Genomic DNA, 17003 nt, shown 5'->3' on the forward strand with positions numbered 1-17003 from the left:
ACACACAAACCATCCAAAAACCGCCTCGACGATCGATCGCCACCACGCCATGAAGACCTTCTCTCACGTCAGCGCCCTGCTCCTCTGCATCGCACTCGCCGGTTGCGGCGGCGGCGGGGACGGCGGCAGCCCGTCAGCCTCCGCCCCCCCGGCCAGCAGCCCCGGCGCCGCCAGCGCGCCGGGCGGCGCGGCGCCGTCTCCGGCTTCCGATGCGGGCACGTCCGTGCCGCAGTCGAACGTGCCGAATGTCCACCCGATCATGGTCACCACCGCGCCGCTTCTCACGCGCAACATGCTGACGACGAGCGTCACCGTCTGCCAGCCCGGCACCGGCAATTGCGCGACCATCGACAACATTCAGGTCGACACCGGCTCGCATGGCCTGCGGATTCTCGCCTCCGCGTTGCCGGCGACACTGTCGCTCCCGGTGGTGCCTTCGGGCAACGGGATCGCGGGCGAGTGCGCGGTGTTCGGCGGCGGGTACACGTGGGGTGCGGTGCGCAGCGCGGACGTGCGCATGGCCGGCCAACTGGCGGAGTCGATTCCGCTTCAGTTGATCGCCGATCCGGCGCTGCCCACCGTGCCGACCGACTGCACGGGCTCGGGCCGGGCGATGATGACCGTCGACGGCCTGCGCTCCAACGGCATTCTCGGCGTAGGCCTGTTCGCCACCGACTGCGGCGGCGGCTGCGTCAGTAGCGCGTTGCCCCGCTGGTATTACAGTTGCGACGCGAGCGGCGCGTGCCTCGCGAGCGCCCAGGCCCTCGTGCGGCAAGTGACCAATCCGGTCAGCCGCTTCGCGCTCGACAACAACGGCGTGGTGATCGATCTGCCGGCGATACCCGACGCAGGCGCGCCCACCGTATCGGGCTCGATGATCTTCGGCATCGGCACCCAGGCGAACAACACGCTCGGCAGCGCGAGCGTCGTCAAGGCGAATTCGCAGACGGGCTACGTGGTCACCACGAGCGGCGGCCAGAGTTACTCGCAAAGCTATATCGACAGCGGCTCCAACGGTCTCTTTTTTCGCAATACGCAGTTGCCGCAGTGCGGCTACTGGTACTGCCCAAGCTCGACGCAAACCGCGAGCGCCTCGATTATCGGCACGAATGGCGCCGCGACTCCCACGTCGTTCTCAATCGGCAACTCGAGCGCATTGTTCGCGTCGTCGAACAACGCCTTCAACAATCTCGCGGGCATCGCCAGCAGCGGCTTCGGCTGGGGCCTGCCGTTCTTTTTCGGACGGCGCGTGTACACCGCGATCGCGTCGCGCGCGACATCGGCCGGGCCGGGTCCGTACTACGCCTTCTAAAGCGGGCTTCTTTTTACGCGGAAAATTCCCTAATTCGGACATCGATCAAATGGGGCAATTATCGACCGGCATAATCCAAACCCGCGACCCGCCATCTTTCCAAGATGATTAGTCATACATATCCTAGAATAGTTAAACGATGGAAGAAGCCACTTTTTCGCTCGATCATTTCGAGCAGCTCGTCTACACACGGCAGCATGTGAAAGCCTCGCTGCAGCTACTTTCCGCGCTCGCGCTCCTTCAGCACAAGCGCGGCAAGCTGGACGAAAGTTTTCTCGCCTCGGGCATCGCCGACCTCTCTCCCGCCGAGCAGCGCGTGCGCTTCTGCACCCGCCTGGCGAGCGCGACGTCGACGTTGTTCGCGGACCCCGGCTTCAAACTGCCGAACGACTGCTTCAGATTGTTTCTCACGCTTCATGAATGGGTCGGCGTCGTGTTCTCGGCCACGGCGTTCGGCACCGCCGACCACGTGACCTGTCACCTGAATCCGCGCGGCCCGGACAACACGGAATTTTTCGCCGGCGACACGTTCATCGAAAAGCTATGCGTGCTTTATTCGACCGACTCCGAACTGGAACTGAACTTCGGCGCGCTATGGGCGTACGACAAAAAGCTCGCCGCGAGTCTCGCCCTTGTCCTGCTGGCGCCAAACTTCAAGGGCTCGTCGAGCGCGCACATCAAGCGTGAAGCATTGATCGAATGGCTGCCCGGCAAGCTGCGGCAGATCGACGACCTCGACGACCTGCCCACGGCCTTGCTGCACAACGCATACATGTTCTGCAGCTACGCGAATACGCCGCGTCGTCATGAACTCAAGCGCGACATCAACGTGCTGGTGCGCCGCAAGCTCGACCAGTTGGGTCTGACCGATCTTCAGGCGCCGAAGCCGTCGCCCGCGAAGAGCGGCGCGCGGCGCGGCAAGAAACCGCTGATGATCGTCGTGCTGGAATGGTTCGGCGGCGCTCATTCGATCTACCGCACGCACTCACGCACGATCGAGGCCGCGCGCGAGCATTTCGAGGTGGTGGGCTTCGGCTTGGGCTACGCTGTCGACGACATCGGGCGGGCCGTCTTCGACCGCTTCATCGAACTCGAGGATCCGGACTACATCGGCGAATGCCTGCGCACGATCCGCGACTTCGCCGAGGCCGAAAAGCCGGACGTGCTGTACATGCCGAGCGTGGGCATGTTCGTGCTGACCGTGTTCATGTCGAACCTGCGGGTTGCGCCGTTGCAGATCGCCGGGCTCGGCCATCCGGCCACCACGCATTCCGACAAGATCGACTACGTCAGCGTCGAGGAAGACTACGTCGGCGACCCGGCCTGCTTCAGCGAACGCCTGATGATGCTGCCGAAAGACGGCCAGCCGTACCGTCCGTCGGTGTCGCTGCCGGACATCGTCGCGCAAATTCCGCCGCCCCGCGAGACGGTCGAGGTGATCATCACGGCAAGCGCGATGAAGCTCAACCCCGTCTTTCTCGATACGTGCCGTGAGATCGGCGAACGCGCCGCCACGCCGGTCGAGTTTCATTTCATGAGCGGCGTGCCGTCCGGCCTGCAGCTCGACCGGATGCGCGACGTGATCGGCCGCGTGCTGCCGCGCGCCGTCGTGCACGGCTTTCATGATTACGCGGACTATCTGACACGCGTCAACCAATCCGATCTGTTTCTCAGCCCCTTTCCGTTCGGCAATACCAACGGCATTGTCGACGCGCTCACGCTCGGTTTACCCGGCGTGTGCAAACGTGGTCCGGAAGTGTTCGAACGAATCGACGGCGCGCTCTTCGAGCGCACCGGCATGCCGTCGTGGGCCACGACCGACAGCGTCGAGGATTACATCACCGCGGCGCTGCGGATGATCGACCGGCATGATGAACGCATCGCACTGCGCCAGCGGTTGCTCGACACGCACGCCGTGGAGCGTTGCTTCGAAGGACGGCCGCAGGCATTCGGCGAAAGCGTGCTGAAGCTGATGCGCGAAACCAAAAGCAAAAGCCACCGCGCGGAGGCGATGGCTTGAGGTTCGGTTCAGGCTAGTCGAGATCATGCCGTGCAAGCGGGCGCGGCACGATGTGCTCGATGCACTTCCCGGCAGAGCGCTCGCTCGCTTGCGCGGCGAGCGCGACGAGCGCGGCGAAAAACGTTACTGCGCGGCTTCGCCGTGGTTTTCATCGGCCGGCGCGGCCAGCCTGGCCGGCGCGAGCCAGTTGAACGCATTCAACGTCGAACCGTGGAACGTGCATTCCGCAGCCGCCGGCTGCACGACCTTTTTCGGCTTGGCGGGTTTGAGCGACAACGCGTCAGCACCTGATACGCCGGATGCGCCGCCAGCGGACACCGCCGATGCCGCGGAAACCGCACCCGCGGATGAAGCAGCCACGGCGGCCACTTCCGAAGCCGTCGGAACATGCTCGATCGAGCCTTCCACCACCACCCGTGAGCCGTCGATGCCAACGCCCCGATTGGCGATTTTCAGCGTATCCGACGACTTCTCGGCCAGCTTGCTTCGCATCAACTGCTCGCATGCGTCCGAGTTCTTGTAGACGGCAGTGCAGGCCGCCAGCAGCGCGGCAGCGGTCATGACGCAAGCGAGGGAGAGAATCCGAATCTTCATTGATGTTCCGGTTTTTCAAACCGTCGGCAATTGTAGCTTACAGATCGGCTGCAAACCGGCGGCTTGATCGAGCAGACGGCGAGCACACGGCGCTTGACGTCGTCCCAATAATATGTTCCCATTGCGCCCTATGTACCGCGCCCAGACCACCTCCTCGCTACTACTAGCCCGCTCTACCGGGCTAGGTCTGCTGCTGCGCGCTTCCATCTGATACACCGAAGCACCGCTTGATTCCCCAGTAACTGACCCAACCCCGGTTTCCGACCGGCGGCATGCTTTGTCTTTTCGTCGTCCGGTCGACCACCCGCTTGTCGAACCCACGGATGATGAAAATGTTGAAAAAACCCGCTAGCAAATACCACGCGTTCAAGCCGATCGATTTGACGGACCGTCAGTGGCCGTCGCGCAGCATCACGCGTGCGCCGATCTGGATGAGCACCGATCTGCGCGACGGCAATCAGGCCTTGTTCGAGCCGATGAACGCCGAGCGCAAGATGCGCATGTTCAAGACGCTGGTACAGATCGGCTTCAAGGAAATCGAAGTCGCGTTTCCATCCGCTTCGCAAACCGATTTCAATTTCGTGCGCGAGCTGATCGAAGGCGGCCACATTCCCGACGACGTCACCATTGAAGTGTTGACGCAAGCCCGCGACGATCTCATCGAGCGCACCTTCGAATCCTTGCGCGGCGCGCCGCGCGCGATCGTCCATCTGTACAACGCCACGGCGCCGGAATTCCGCCGCATCGTATTCGGCCTCGACCAGAGCGGCGTGAAGGAACTCGCGCAAAACGCCGCGCGCACCATGAAGCGTCTCGCCGACGCCGCGCCGGAAACGCACTTCACGCTGCAATACAGCCCGGAAGTGTTCAGCGGCACCGAACTCGAATTCGCGAAGGAAGTATGCGACGCCGTGTTCGACATCTGGCAACCGACGCCGGAACACAAGGCGATCGTCAATCTCCCCGCCACCGTCGAAATGTCGACGCCGAACGTCTACGCCGATCAGATCGAGTGGATGCATCGCAATCTCGCGCGCCGCGATGCGTTGATCGTATCGGTGCATCCGCACAACGACCGCGGCACCGCGGTGGCGGCCGCCGAACTCGCCGTCATGGCGGGCGCGGATCGAATCGAAGGCTGCTTGTTCGGCAACGGCGAACGCACCGGCAACGTCGACCTCGTCACGCTCGCGTTGAATCTGTACACGCAAGGCGTCGATCCGGGGCTCGACTTCTCGAACATCAACGAAGTCGCGCGCACGGCCGAGGAATGCACGCAGTTGCCGGTGCATCCGCGGCATCCGTATGTCGGCGATCTGGTGTTCACCGCTTTCTCGGGCTCGCATCAGGACGCGATCAAGAAGGGCCTTGCCGTGCAGAAACCGGCCGCGGTCTGGGAAGTGCCCTATATGCCGATCGATCCCAGCGATCTCGGCCGCACTTACGATTCGGTGATTCGAGTCAATAGCCAGTCCGGCAAGGGCGGCATTGCGTACCTGCTCGAACAGGGTTACGGCGTGGTGTTGCCGCGCCGCTTGCAGGTGGATTTCAGCTCGGCGGTGCAGCGGTTTTCCGACGACAGCGGGCAAGAAGTCACGCCTTCGCAAATCTGGGCCTTGTTCCAGCAGGAATACGTCGAGAGCCATGCGCCCGTGCGCTATGTCGGACATAGCCTGTCCGAACAGGGCAATGGCGCGCGAATCACGCTGACCGTCGACGTGAACGGCCAGCGGCGCGTACTGAACGGCGCGGGCAACGGTCCGCTCGACGCATTGATGCACGCGATGGGCGTGCCGGTGCGAATCCAGCATTACGAAGAGCGCGCGCTGACTCAAGGCGCCGACGCCAGGGCGATTGCGATTGCCGAAATGGCCGGCAACGACATTGCGGGCAGCGCGTTCGGCGTCGGCATCGATGCGAATCTGGTGACCGCGTCCATTCGAGCCGTGATCAGCGGTGTGAATCGTGCCTATGCGCGAGCGAACGGCGCCGCGCAAGCGCAGTTCTTTGAAGCCGCGATGAACGACGAAACCGCAACGGCTGATTGACGCCCTTTCCTCGACGCTAAAAAAATTCGCCCGGCAAGCTTCACGGCTTGCCGGGCGAATTTTTTCTCTCACAGTTTTCTCTCAGGTCTATCGCTTCACGTCCACTCTTATTCGGTCCACGCGTCCGGCAAGCTGTGCGTCAGCGTCGATACGAAACGCGCGGTTTCCGGCTCGCGCGGTTGCATGAAAATATCGCGCGACGGGCCGGCCTCCACCACTACGCCGTTATTCAGAAACACCACGTCGCGCGCGATCGTCGCGGCGAGCCGCAAGTCGTGCGTCGCCATCAACATCGTCATGCCCTCGGCGGCGAGTTGCTTGAGCACTTCGACGACCTCGGCCGCGAGACCCGGATCGAGCGCCGACGTGGGCTCGTCGCACAACAGCACTTCCGGCGACGGCGCCAACGCCCGCGCAATCGCCACACGCTGCTGCTGCCCGCCCGACAGCGTCGCCGGCCAGACATCCGCCTTGTGCGCGATGCCGACTTTTTCCAGCAACTCGTCCGCGCGTGCACGCGCTTTTTCCTTGTCCCACTTGAGCACGGTCAAGAGCCCTTCCATCACGTTCTGGCGCACCGTCAGATGCGGAAACAGTTGGAAGTTCTGAAACACCATGCCCGTGCGGCGGCGAATCGTCAGCACCGTTTCGCGCGAGGGTTTGCGCTCACGGCTGAATTCGAGCCGTTGATCGCCGAGTTCGAGCGAACCGGCCTCGGGAATTTCGAGCAGGTTCACGCAGCGCAGCAAGGTACTCTTGCCGCTGCCCGACGGGCCGATCAACGCGGTGACGTTACCCGACGCGAGTTGAAGATCCACCGAACTGAGCACGCGATGTTCGGCGAAGTACTTGTCGATTTTCTCCAGTCGGATCATCAGTTGCCCGCCTGAAAAAGTGCATGGCGGCCGAACTTGCGCTCGAGTTTGACTTGCGCCGACGACAGCACCGAACTGAAGACCAGATAAACCAGCGCGGCCTCGGTATAAAGAATCAGCGGCTCGTAAGTCACCGAAGCAATCCGCTGCGCGGCCTGAAACACCTCGGGCACGGTCAGCACCGCGGCCAATGACGTGTCCTTCACCAGCGCGATAAACGAGTTGGACAGCGGCGGCAGCGCCACGCGCGCCGCTTGCGGCAGGATCGCACGACGCAGCGCCTGCTCGCGCGTCATCCCCATCGAATACGCCGCCTCCCACTGCCCTTTCGGAATCGACTCGATCACCCCGCGTATCACTTCGGAGTTATACGCGCCGACGTTCAGCGAAAAGCCGATGATCGCCGCCGTCAACGGGTCGAGCACGATGCCCACGTTCGGCAAGCCGTAGAAGATCACGAACAGTTGCACGAGCAGCGGCGAGCCCCGAAAGAGCCACACGTAAAAGCGCACGATCGCGATCGCCCACTTCGGCCCGAACAGCCGGACCAGCGCGACGACGAACGCGAGCGCGAGGCCGATGCCGAACGATGCCAGCGTGAGCGGCACGGTAAAGACGAGCCCCGCGTACAGCAGGGGCCTCAGCGAGTGCGCCATCAGTTCCAACCATGCCGGCATGATTCAGACTCGCAGGTGGTGTTTATTGGGAGACGTCCTTGCCGAAATACTTCTGCGAGAGTTTCGCGTAGGTGCCGTCTTTCTTGATCTCGGCGAGCGCCTTGTTGATCGCCGCCTGCAACTCCGGATTGCCCTTGCGGATCAGCACCGCGGATTTGTCGCTGCTATCCGGCGAGGTATCGAGCGCGGCGATCTTCACCTTCGCATCCGGCTTGTGCTTCTTGAAGTCGAGGAACGACAGCGAATCGTTGACGGTCGCATCCACGCGGCCCGAGGTCAGCAGGTCGATCGATTCGTTGAAGCCCTGCACGGGAATCACTTCCGCGCCATGCGCCGCCGCGATCTTGCCGAAGTTGCTGGTCAGCGTGTTGGCGGATTTCTTGCCCTTCAGGTCGTCGAAATTCTTGATCGCGCTGTTGTCCGAACGCACGATCAGCGCCGCGTGCGACGTGATGTACGGGTCGGAGAAATCGTATTTGGCCTTGCGCGCCTCGGTGACGGCCACTTCGTTGATCACGGCGTCGTAGCGGTTCACATCGAGGCCGGCGATCAGGCCGTCCCATTTGCCTTCGACGAATTGCGGCTTGACGCCGAGGCGCTGCGCGATCGCCGTGCCGATCTCCACGTCGAAGCCGGTCAGGTTGCCCCATTCGTCGTGATACGTGAACGGCGCATAGGTGCCTTCAGTGCCGATCTTGAACACGCCGGCGGATTTGATTCGCGCGAGTTCATCGGCGGCGAACGCGGAGCTCACGGCCACCGCTTGAAACAGCGCGATCAGCAGGATGGAACGAATCGACTTCATCAGGTGGCTCCGTAAAGTTTGCTACGTCGGTTGCATGGTCTTGTTCGACAGATCCCCGCCTGGGTCGCGCCGGGCGGAGTGGGCGGACTGTAGCAAACGGTCCGCCTTTTTACAAAGGATCAGGTTTGCGATCAATATGCGCACGCGTGCTAAGCGGACAGCGGCGGCCTCCGGTGCGACATGGAATTCCACTCTACAGCAGATAGAGCGGACGCGGCATGCATCGCAACATGGAACGCATGCCGCGCGCCATCGGGGAAAACGCGGGCGAGGTGCTGCCGCGGCGAACGCGCGGCATTGAGAAACGGGCGGCGCCGAAGGCCGCCCGTCGTGCGATGGGCGAGAATCTAGCGCTCCACGCGATGAGGTTCCTTCAACTTGTTGGCCACGCGAATCGCCTCGAAATACGCCGGGTTCGGCGGGCGCTTCAGGTAGCGCCCCGCGCCGCGCACCGCGCGCAGTTCGCCGTCGGTCCACGCGAGCGCGCCGCGCGTGAGCGTATGCATCGCCACGCCCTGCACCGTCATGCCTTCGAATACGTTGAAGTCGACGTTCTGATGATGCGTCTTGACCGAGATCGTCTTGCTCGCATTCGGGTCCCACACCACGAGGTCGGCGTCCGCGCCGACCTGCACGGCGCCCTTGCGCGGATACAGGTTGAAAATCTGCGCGGCGTTCGTCGACGTGATGCGCACGAATTCATTCGGCGTGAGACGTCCTGAATTCACACCGTGATGCCACAGCACGGCCATGCGATCCTCCACGCCGCCGCAACCGTTCGGGATCTTCGTGAAGTCCTCGCGGCCCATGGCCTTCTGCGACGCGCAGAACACGCAGTGATCGGTCGCCGTGGTATGCAACTGGCCGGCTTGCAGACCGCGCCACAATGCCTCGCGATGCTCGGCCGAGCGGAACGGCGGGCTCATCACGTGCGCGGCGGCGCGGGTCCAGTCCGGATCGCGATACACGGCCTCGTCGATCACCAGGTGGCCCGGCAGCACTTCGCCGAACACGCGCAGGCCCTCGCTGCGCGCGCGGGCAATCGCATCGACCGCGTCTTTCGCGGACACGTGCACGATATACACCGGCACGCCCAGCACCTGCGCGATGCGGATCGCGCGATTGGCCGCCTCGCCCTCCACCTCGGGCGGCCGCGACAAGGGATGCGCCTCCGGTCCCGTCAAGCCTTTCGCCAGCAACTGACGCTGCAACTGAAACACCAGTTCACCGTTTTCCGCATGCACGGTAGGCAGCGCGCCGAGTTCGAGCGAACGCGAGAAGCTGTTCACCAGCACTTCGTCGTCGGCCATGATCGCGTTCTTGTAGGCCATGAAATGCTTGAAGCTCGACACGCCATGGTCATGCACCAGCGTGCCCATGTCGCGATACACCGACTCGTCCCACCACGTCACCGCGACGTGAAATCCGTAGTCGGCCGAGGCTTTTTCGGCCCAGCCGCGCCACGCGTTGAACGCATCCATCAACGGTTGCTTCGGGCTCGGAATCACGAAGTCGATGATGCTCGTCGTGCCGCCCGACAAACCCGCGGCCGTGCCGGTGTAGAAATCGTCGCTTGCCGTCGTGCCCATGAACGGCAGTTCCATATGCGTGTGCGGATCGATGCCGCCGGGCATCACGTATTGCCCGCCGGCATCGACGATCGTCGCGCCCGCCGGCGCCTCCAGGTCCGCGCCGATTTGCAGGATCGTGCCGCCGTCCTGCGGGTCCGCGCACAACACGTCCGCGCGATACGTGTTCTGCGCGTCGATGATGGTCCCGCCGCGAATCAGGGTCGTCATGTTGCCGCCTCCTCATTGCTGGTTTTCATGCCGCGTACTTCGTTCGAGCGCGCGGCTGTTCATGCGCTCGCCACGCGCGCGCTGGTTCCCTTGCTCAGCTTCATCCACGCGCTGTACACGATCGACGCGAGCGCGAGTCCCACAAACCATGCATACGTGTAGAGCGTATTGAAGATCGCCGGCACGTTCGGAAACGCCGCGGGAAACGCGGTGTGCAGGAAGCCCGGCAAATTCGGCAGCACGCCGATGACCAATGCGACCACCGCACCGATATTCCAGCCGCCCGTATAACTGTATTCGCCATGCTCGTCGAACAATTCTCGCGGGTCCAGCCGCGTGCCGCGAATCAGGGAGTAGTCGACCATCAGAATGCCCGCCACCGGACCGAGCAACGCCGAATAGCCGACCAGCCACGTGAAGATATAGCCTTGGGTGGTGGCGAGAATCTTCCACGGCATCATCACGATCGCGATGGTCGCGGTAATCATGCCGCCGACGCGATACGAAATACCCTTGGGCCACAGGCTCGAAAAATCATAAGCCGGACCGACGAGATTCGCCGCCAGATTGCAGCACATCGTGTCGAGCGTCAGGATGATCAGCGCGAGGCCGACGCCGATGCCGGTCATGCGGCTCGTCAGATCGATCGGATCCCAGATCGCCTTGCCGTAGATCACCACGGTCGCCGACGTCACCACCACCGAAATCACGGAGAGCAAGGCCATCGGCACGGGCAAGCCGATCGACTGGCCGATGATCTGGTCGCGCTGCGTTTTGGCGAAGCGCGTGAAGTCGGGAATATTCAGTGCGAGCGTGGCCCAGAAGCCCACCATCGCAGTCAGGCCCGGCCAGAACGTCGCCCAGAACAAGCCCTCTTTCTTGCCGCCCGGCACGAACTGCGACGGCGCGGACAACATCGAACCGAGCCCGCCCGCCTTCGAGGTCGCCCACCACACGAGCGCGATGCACATCACGATCTTGATCGGCGCGGACCAGCTTTCGAGCCAGCGGATCGAATCGGTGCCATGCACGATGAAGTAGATTTGCAGCGCCCAGAACACCAGAAAGCACGCGAGTTGCGCCGCCGAGATGTCGAGAAACGGCAATGCCGCGCCGTGCAGCGCGTTGCCGGTGAGAATGTTCAGCAGCGTATAGATCGCGCTGCCGCCGAGCCAGGTCTGAATCCCATACCAGCCGCACGCGACGATCGCCCGCAGCATCGCCGGCAATTTCGCGCCCTGCGTGCCGAACGACGAGCGCACCAGCACCGCGTACGGAATGCCGTGCTTCGCGCCCGCGTGACCGATCAGCAGCATCGGCACCAGCACGATCAGATTGCCGAGCAGCACGGTCAACACCGCCTGCCAGGGCGACATGCCCTCTTCCGTCAGGCCGGCGGCGAGCATGTACGACGCGATGTTCATCACCATGCCGACCCACAGCGCGGCGAAGTGATACCACCTCCACGTGCGTTGCGCGACGCCGGTGGGCGCCAGGTCGTCGTTGTAAAGACTGCTGCCCTGCGCGCCGGCCGCGAACTGCGGATCGACGGGATGCGCTGTCTGCTTCATCGAAAGATCTCCACTGGATCGTTGGGGCCCGCGCGGCTTCTCGTGGCGCGTCGGGTCTTTGGGGACACTCAGGTTCAGTACAGGCGCTTCCTCGATGGGGACTGCGTGTTTCAAGCCGCCTTGGCCGCATGAGCCTGCGCGTGTTCGGCGGTTTCAGCCGCGCTCGATGTGTCGCTCTCTTGCGCCGTCGCCCTCGTGGGATTGTTCGGATGCGTGGTCCAGTTCGCGTACTCGCCGTTGTCCACGCGTTCCATCGTGATGCACTGCTCCACCGGGCATACGTGCATGCACAGATTGCAGCCGACGCACTCGGAGTCCATCACTTCAAAATGCCGGACGCCATCTTTTTCTTTCATGATCGCCTGGTGCGCGGTGTCCTCGCAGGCGATATGGCACAGCCCGCACTGAATGCATTTGTCCTGATCGATGCGCGCCTTGATGTCGTATTTGAGGTTCAGGTATTTCCAGTCGGTGACGTTCGGCACCGCGCGGCCGCGAATCTCGTCGAGCGTCGCGTAGCCTTTTTCGTCCATCCAGTTCGAAAGGCCGTCGGCCAGATCGGAGACGATGCGAAACCCGTAGTGCATCGCCGCCGTGCAGACCTGCACGCTTCCCGCGCCCAGCACGATGAATTCGGCGGCGTCGCGCCACGTCGAAATGCCGCCGATGCCGGAGATCGGCAAATTCGGCGTTTCCACGTCGCGGGCGATTTCCGCGACCATGTTCAGTGCGATCGGCTTCACCGCCGGGCCGCAGTAGCCGCCGTGCGTGCCTTTGCCATCGACCATCGGCAACGGCGACATCGCGTCCAGATCGACCGCGACGATCGAGTTGATCGTATTGATCAGCGAAACGCCGTCGGCGCCGCCTTGATACGCCGCGCGCGAACCGAGCCGTATATCGCTGATATTCGGCGTGAGCTTCACGAGGCACGGCAGCTTCGTGCCTTCCTTGACCCAGCGCGTGACCATCTCGATGTACTCGGGCACCTGGCCCACCGCCGCGCCCATGCCGCGTTCGCTCATGCCATGCGGACAACCGAAATTCAATTCCACCGCGTCGGCGCCGGTGTCCTCGACGAGCGGTAGGATCCATTTCCAGTCGCGTTCGTTGCACGGCACCATCAGCGAGACGATCATCGCGCGCTCGGGCCAGTCGCGCTTGACTTGCGCGATCTCGCGCAGATTGACGTCGAGCGGACGGTCCGTGATCAGTTCGATGTTGTTCAGGCCCGCGATGCGCTGGCCGTTCCATTGCACCGCGCCGTAGCGCGAGCTGACGTTCACGACGTGCGGGTCGAGGCCGAGCGTCTTCCACACCACGCCGCCCCAGCCCGCTTCGAACGCGCGGTTCACGTTATAGGCTTTGTCGGTCGGCGGCGCGGAAGCGAGCCAGAAAGGATTCGGCGAGGTGATGCCGGCAATCGTACAGCGCAGATCGGCCATGTTCGGCTCCTTGGGGACTGCTGTTTTTGTCTGGTGTGATGCGTGGCTTCGCGGCCGCCGCTAGGCGGCCTTGATCGCCATGCGGGCGAACTGCGCATCGATCGCCGCGGCGGCGAGCTTGCCGTCCTGCACCGCCTGCACCGTGAGATCCACGCCGCCGGTCGCCGCGCAATCGCCGCCCGCCCAGACGCCTGCAAGCGAAGTCTGCCCGTTCGCATCGACGGCGATGCGGCTGCCGTCGAGCGTCAGCAATTCCCGTTCGATACCCACGGCAACCAGCGTTTGACCGATCGCCTTGAGCACCATGTCGGCCTCGACCACGAAGCGCTCCTGCGCCTGATTGCCTTCGTCCGCTGTCCGTTCGAATTCGACACCGGTGACGACGCCGCCCTCGCCGATCAACCGCACCGGCCTCGCATGCGTGACGAGCGTGACGCCGTTGGTCTGCGCGAACTCGCGCTCGGCCCACGTCGCGCTCATCGCTTGCACGCCGCGCCGGTACGCCATCGTCACGGCGGTCGCGCCGAGCTTGCGGCTCTGCACGGCGGCGTCCACCGCCGTATTGCCGCCGCCGATCACGACCACGCGGCGGCCTACCGGCACCGTGCCGAGGTCGCTCGCGCCGCGCACCTGTTCGATGAAATCCACCGCGTTCATCACGCCGCTCAGGTCTTCGCCTTCCATCGCCAGCGCGCGCACGCCGGTCAGGCCGATCGCGAGAAACACGGCGTCATGGTTCTTGCGCAGCATGTCGAGCGTGACGTCACGCCCGAGCGCCACGCCGTATTCGATCTCGATGCCGCCGACCGAACACAGCCACGCCACTTCCCGCTGCGCGAAATCGTCGACGGTTTTATAAGCGGCAATGCCGTATTCGTTGAGGCCGCCCGCTTTCGCGCGGGCGTCGAAGAGAGTGACGCGATGCCCCGCGAGCGCGAGCCGATGCGCGCATGCGAGCCCCGCCGGCCCCGCGCCGACCACCGCGATGTGCCGCCCTGTTTCCGCCGCGCGCTTGAACAGCACCTCGCCGCGCGCCATCGCCCAATCGGTCGCATGGCGTTGCAGCGCGCCGATCGCCACCGGCTTCGCGTCCTGGTGGTTACGCACGCAAGCGCCCTCGCAAAGAATCTCGGTCGGGCAGACGCGCGCGCACATGCCGCCCATCGGATTGGCCGACAGGATATCGACAGCCGCCCCCTTCAGATTGCCGTTGCCGATCTTGCGGATGAAGCTGGGAATGTCGATCCGCGTCGGGCACGCATTCACGCATGGCGCGTCGTAGCAGTAGTGGCAGCGGCTCGCCGCCGCGGCTGCGGCGCTTGCGTCGAGCAAGGGTGCGATGTCGGAGAACTCGCACGCCAACTGCTCGGGCGACAGGCGCTGGGCGGCAATATCGCCGGTTTGCTTGATGGCCATACACGTTCCTTCTTCGTTGTGAGGACGTAGCCGTACCTGCCGGCTGCGTTTCAGGCGAAGCCGGGACGGCGTGTTTCATGGGCACTACGGTGAAGCCGCAAAAAGCGTTATGAAACCGGCTCGCACGCCCGTCCGAGCATCGCGTGCAACAACACGTTGGCACCCGCCTCGATCCATTCGAAGGTGGCGTCCTCGATTTCGTTATGGCTGATCCCGTCGACGCAAGGCACGAACACCATCGAAGTGGGCGCGACTTGCGATAGATAACAGGCGTCGTGCCCCGCGCCGGACACCATGTTGCGATGCGGATAGCCGAAACGTTCGGCCGCGGCGCGCACGGATTTCACGCAGGCTTCGTCGAACGCGACCGGCGCGTAGTAAAAGATCTGTTCCAGTTCGGTTTCGAGACCGATGCCGCTCGCGATCTTCGCCACGCCTTCACGCAGCGCGGCATCCATCTTCGCGAGCACCGCATCGTCGGGATGACGAAAGTCGACGGTAAAAAACACGCGGCCGGGAATCACGTTGCGCGAGTTCGGATGGACTTGCATCATGCCGACCGTCGCGCAGCCGAACGGCGCGTTATCGAGTCCGATGCGATTGACCAGATCGACCACGCGCGCGGCGCCGAGCAATGCGTCACGACGGCGCGGCATCGGCGTCGGACCCGCATGCGCCTCCTGTCCCGTCAACGTGATCTCGTACCAGCGCTGACCTTGCGCGTCCGTCACCACGCCGATGGTTTTCTGCTCGGCTTCGAGAATCGGCCCCTGTTCGATATGCAGTTCAAAAGCCGCATGCAACGCGCGCCCGCCGCACGGAACATCGCCCGCATAGCCGATACGTTGCAGTTCCTCGCCGATGGTCTTGCCGTCCACGTCCTTGCGCGAGAGACCATACTCCAACGTGAACACGCCGGCGAACACGCCCGACGCGACCATCGCCGGCGCGAAGCGCGAGCCTTCCTCGTTGGTCCAGATCACTACTTCGACGGGGTGCTCGGTTTCGATGCCGTGATCGTTCAGGCTGCGAATCACTTCGAGACCGCCGAGCACGCCATAGATGCCGTCGAAGCGGCCGCCGGTCGGCTGCGAGTCCGCGTGCGAGCCGGTCATCACCGGCAGCGCATCCGGGTTGCGCCCGGCGCGGCGCATGAACACATTGCCCATCTGATCGACACTGACCGTGCAGCCCGCTTCCTTCGCCCAGCCGACGATCAGATCGCGCCCCTGCTTGTCGAGGTCGGTGAGCGCGAGACGACAAACGCCGCCCTTGGGCGTCGCGCCGATCTTCGCCATCGTCATCAGGCTGTCCCACAGCCGCTGGCCGTCGACCTTGATCGACGTAGCAGGTTCTGGGTGGGCCTTCTTCAGCGCTTCGGATACCGCGTTCATTCGTCTCGCTCCTTTCGGTGAACCGACATGAAACTGGTGCATTGACGGCGAATTCCGGGGCGTGGCCGCACGGCGGCGGTGCACATTCGATCGCTTCGCTCGCCCCTTAGGGAAAGGGCAAACCCTGGCCATCGCCCGCTCTCTCAATCCTGTCCAGTTGGACAGGTTGTAGACGATTAAGACCGCCAAATCAATGCCTTTCGTGCGGTGACAAACAGAGCGAGAAGCGTGCCATTGCATCGCAGCACGCGCTCGATGCGCGTGGCGAATCCGCATGTCCACGCGCCGCCAAACGACTAGAATGAAGCGCGACGCGGCACACATGCCGCTGCGGGTGAACATGAGAGACGACCACGTGGCTGCCGACATCACCGAAAACGAAGAAACGCGCGCACCTTTGCGGCGGCGCAAGGCGCACATTCGCGAGTCGAATGAAGCGCATCTTCTGGCGTGCGCCGAGGCGGTTTTCGCCGAGCGCGGGCTGGAGGGCGCCAGCACCGCGATGATCGCCGAACGTGCGGGTTTACCAAAAGCCAACTTGCATTACTACTTCCCGACCAAGCTCGCGTTGTACCGGCGCGTGCTGGAAGATCTGTTCGAGGATTGGTATCGCGCGGCGGATACGTTCGAATGCAGCGACGATCCGGTCGAGGCGATCGGCGGCTATGTACGCGCGAAAATGGAACTGTCGCGGCGCCGGCCGCTCGGCTCGAAGGTGTGGGCGAGCGAGATCATTCACGGCGCCGAACACATGGACGACATACTCACGCAACGCGTGAAGCCGTGGCTCGACAGCCGTGTGAAAGTGATCGACGACTGGATCGCGCGCGGCCTGCTCGCGCCGGTGAATGCGCAAACGCTGATGTACATGATCTGGGCGACCACGCAGCATTACGCCGACTTCGACGCGCAGATTCGCGCGCTCAGGGGCAAGCGCGCGCTGACGCAAAAAGCGTTCGAGGCGACGACGGAAGAAGTGGTGCAGTTGGTGATTCGGGCGTGCGGGGCGGTGTCACCTGGGCAGGCTGGAGGCTCGCGTTAGAACAG

The 17003-nt window shown here is 63.5% G+C and carries 13 protein-coding genes; 4 read left to right on the forward strand and 9 right to left on the reverse strand.

Translation table 11 applies throughout. The features are described from left to right. The first annotated feature begins 49 nt into the window (after positions 1-49). Both CUJ90_RS12130 and CUJ90_RS12135 read left to right on the forward strand, forming a co-directional pair. Positions 50-1312: a DUF3443 domain-containing protein gene (locus CUJ90_RS12130; RefSeq protein WP_114162849.1), complete on the forward strand. Its 1263-nt coding sequence runs from the start codon at positions 50-52 to the stop codon at positions 1310-1312. 139 nt (positions 1313-1451) lie between these two features. Next, complete coding sequence (locus tag CUJ90_RS12135; RefSeq protein ID WP_114162851.1) at positions 1452-3332, forward strand: glycosyl transferase family 1; 1881 nt, start codon at positions 1452-1454, stop codon at positions 3330-3332. A 123-nt stretch (positions 3333-3455) separates the two neighbouring features. Here CUJ90_RS12135 and CUJ90_RS12140 read toward each other — a convergent pair whose 3' ends face one another. Then, positions 3456-3926 (reverse strand): hypothetical protein, encoded by a 471-nt coding sequence (locus CUJ90_RS12140; RefSeq protein WP_114162852.1) that lies wholly within the window; start codon positions 3924-3926, stop codon positions 3456-3458. A gap of 332 nt (positions 3927-4258) precedes the next feature. Between CUJ90_RS12140 and leuA the strand changes: the two genes are divergently transcribed. Further along, on the forward strand, positions 4259-5974 hold the full coding sequence (gene leuA, locus CUJ90_RS12145) for a 2-isopropylmalate synthase (RefSeq protein WP_114163540.1): 1716 nt from the start codon (positions 4259-4261) through the stop codon (positions 5972-5974). A gap of 107 nt (positions 5975-6081) precedes the next feature. On the opposite strand, the gene CUJ90_RS12150 is transcribed toward leuA, so the two are convergent. From CUJ90_RS12150 to CUJ90_RS12185, 8 genes are all read right to left on the reverse strand, one after another. Further along, complete coding sequence (locus CUJ90_RS12150; RefSeq protein ID WP_073430520.1) at positions 6082-6849, reverse strand: amino acid ABC transporter ATP-binding protein; 768 nt, start codon at positions 6847-6849, stop codon at positions 6082-6084. After that, the gene (locus CUJ90_RS12155) at positions 6849-7526 is read right to left on the reverse strand and encodes an amino acid ABC transporter permease (protein ID WP_083084094.1); all 678 of its coding nucleotides are present in this window, start codon (positions 7524-7526) and stop codon (positions 6849-6851) included. Before CUJ90_RS12155 ends, CUJ90_RS12150 begins: the two co-directional genes overlap by 1 nt. Positions 7527-7548: 22 nt before the next feature. Beyond that, positions 7549-8331, reverse strand: coding sequence for an amino acid ABC transporter substrate-binding protein (locus tag CUJ90_RS12160; RefSeq protein WP_114162853.1), 783 nt, complete (start codon positions 8329-8331; stop codon positions 7549-7551). A 347-nt stretch (positions 8332-8678) separates the two neighbouring features. Continuing rightward, on the reverse strand, positions 8679-10130 hold the full coding sequence (gene hydA / locus CUJ90_RS12165) for a dihydropyrimidinase (RefSeq protein WP_114162854.1): 1452 nt from the start codon (positions 10128-10130) through the stop codon (positions 8679-8681). Positions 10131-10189: 59 nt separating this feature from the next. Further along, a complete protein-coding gene (locus CUJ90_RS12170) occupies positions 10190-11701 on the reverse strand; it encodes an NCS1 family nucleobase:cation symporter-1 (protein ID WP_114162855.1) in 1512 nt (503 codons plus the stop codon). A gap of 110 nt (positions 11702-11811) precedes the next feature. Further along, positions 11812-13146, reverse strand: a complete 1335-nt coding sequence (preA, locus tag CUJ90_RS12175; RefSeq protein ID WP_073430525.1) for an NAD-dependent dihydropyrimidine dehydrogenase subunit PreA — start codon at positions 13144-13146, stop codon at positions 11812-11814. A 60-nt stretch (positions 13147-13206) separates the two neighbouring features. Then, positions 13207-14562 carry an NAD(P)-dependent oxidoreductase gene (locus CUJ90_RS12180; RefSeq protein ID WP_114162856.1) on the reverse strand — a complete coding sequence of 452 codons (1356 nt, stop codon included), beginning with the start codon at positions 14560-14562 and terminating at the stop codon, positions 13207-13209. A gap of 107 nt (positions 14563-14669) precedes the next feature. Beyond that, positions 14670-15956: a Zn-dependent hydrolase gene (locus CUJ90_RS12185; protein WP_114162857.1), complete on the reverse strand. Its 1287-nt coding sequence runs from the start codon at positions 15954-15956 to the stop codon at positions 14670-14672. Between the two features lie 301 nt (positions 15957-16257). On the opposite strand from CUJ90_RS12185, the gene CUJ90_RS12190 reads away from it, so the two are divergent. Next, on the forward strand, positions 16258-16998 hold the full coding sequence (locus tag CUJ90_RS12190; protein ID WP_073430528.1) for a TetR/AcrR family transcriptional regulator: 741 nt from the start codon (positions 16258-16260) through the stop codon (positions 16996-16998). Positions 16999-17003 lie beyond the last annotated feature (5 nt).

It is taken from the genome of Paraburkholderia terricola (genome assembly GCF_003330825.1).
GTDB lineage: Bacteria > Pseudomonadota > Gammaproteobacteria > Burkholderiales > Burkholderiaceae > Paraburkholderia > Paraburkholderia terricola.